2 protein-coding genes are annotated in these 1598 nt (G+C 39.0%); one reads left to right on the plus strand and one right to left on the minus strand.

The annotated features are described in order from the left end of the window. The coding region (locus M3O96_RS21820) for an IS4 family transposase (protein ID WP_249725396.1) at positions 1-1290 on the minus strand (1290 nt) is incomplete at its 3' end. Between the two features lie 57 nt (positions 1291-1347). Here M3O96_RS21820 and M3O96_RS21825 point away from each other — a divergent pair. Further along, a complete protein-coding gene (locus tag M3O96_RS21825; RefSeq protein ID WP_249725398.1) occupies positions 1348-1563 on the plus strand; it encodes a hypothetical protein in 216 nt (71 codons plus the stop codon). The last annotated feature ends 35 nt before the right edge of the window (positions 1564-1598 follow it).

Consider the following 1598-nt stretch of genomic DNA (forward strand, 5'->3'; position numbering starts at 1 on the left):
AGTTCTTTTTCTCTTGTCATAGGAGCAGTATTTTGCCAATATATTCATTGTCGGACATGGTTCCTTTGGTTTGTTGTTTAACTCCATTAAGATCATGGTTAATTTATGTGGGTTCCTTATTAAATAATGTGTGACCTTCATCAAACTCAGGTCCTTGTTCAGTTTGGCTTTGATTGTATGTCGGCAGATAGAATAAATAACTTGTGAACATATGGTTATCATTATAAACCTGGACCATATTATAACCCAAAGCTGGATTTTGGATACATTATGCACCTTGTCAAACGCCATGTTGCTTTTCCAGGACTTGAAGATTATTTCAATTCTCCATCTGAGTTTGTACAAAACGAAGATCTTCTCTGCGTCTGCGGTTTCTTTCGCTATGGTAGTAAGGTAAATAGACCATCCCAGAAGTTCTAGATACTCTGCCGTGGGAGACTTTCTGTTTTCTTTCTTGGCTTTTCTCCGTCGATTTCCCGCTATCTCTTCGCTTGTGGGAAAAGCTATGAGCCTTACTTTGGTCTTGGAATTGTTGTTCAGTTTTATTTCCATGTCGACACTTTTTTTCTTTTTAAGCAAAGCCAGCAGGTCAATGGGCTTTTCGTTTTCAGTGTCAAGTATTGAAAGACTGAACTTGTGACGGTAAATGCAGTCCGCACCCATATTTATGTGACGCTGGATTTCATCAGCGATCAAATACCCACGGTCCCTTAAAGTGAGATCCCCGCCTGCAATAACAAGCTCAGGGGCAGCCTCAGAGTCATTTTTACTGTAACAGTCTACAGAAAAGCGCAAAAACTGCTCAGACACTAAATCATAGACACCCTGGATACGGGAGTTGCAGACTTTTGAATAGCCGTTGGCCACACCCGAAAATTCATCGAACAGCCTCTGGGGCAACCTGATAATAGTACTGTCCTGCACTATTATCCTATTGAAAAGAAGGGTTTCCGGCTTAGGGGGATTTTTTAGAAACTTGTTGCGTATAACGAGTTCAAAGACTTTTTTTAAAAATACCAGACAATGCTCGTTTATCTTCTTCCAGACCGAAACCTTACTGACCGATACCCCGGATCCCGATTCAATTTTGGCTGCAAGATCATTGTGGCTGACAGTGCCCTGCGATGACTCAACACAAAGTGCATGGAGAAGGTCAGCCGGATCAATAACCCTCCTACGTTTGATCAGCCGGGACTCAAATGCAAGGTCGAAGAGTGTGTCATTACTTATGTTAAGTTGATGAAAAAGGTTAAAAAAATCAATATTTTCGAGAAAAGGAATAGGTTTCAAAGACGTTTTTATTTAATATAACAATAGTAAATATACTATTAATAAATCCAAAAAACAATGGGATATAAAGTTAAAATTCAACGGGTTGAGCGGGGAAAAACCTGTTCCTACTACATTAATTTTCCGGCAGCTCTGGCGGAGTCTTGTGATATAGAAAAAGCAGAAGAGTTGGAATGGGAAATAGAAGACAGGAATACTTTTGTACTGAAAAGGGTGATCAAAAAAGAATCATTTCTCAAAAAGAAAATCAAAATAAAAAAAGAAACCGGCTGATAATTAAACAGATAAAGCTTAAGTTAACGTATATG

Source organism: Aquiflexum sp. TKW24L (assembly GCF_023502205.1).
GTDB lineage: Bacteria > Bacteroidota > Bacteroidia > Cytophagales > Cyclobacteriaceae > Cognataquiflexum.

Bases quoted from the DNA above. Each gene is read 5' to 3' on its own strand.
- M3O96_RS21825 (WP_249725398.1), top strand. From the start codon at position 1,348: ATGGGATATAAAGTTAAAATTCAACGGGTTGAGCGGGGAAAAACCTGT.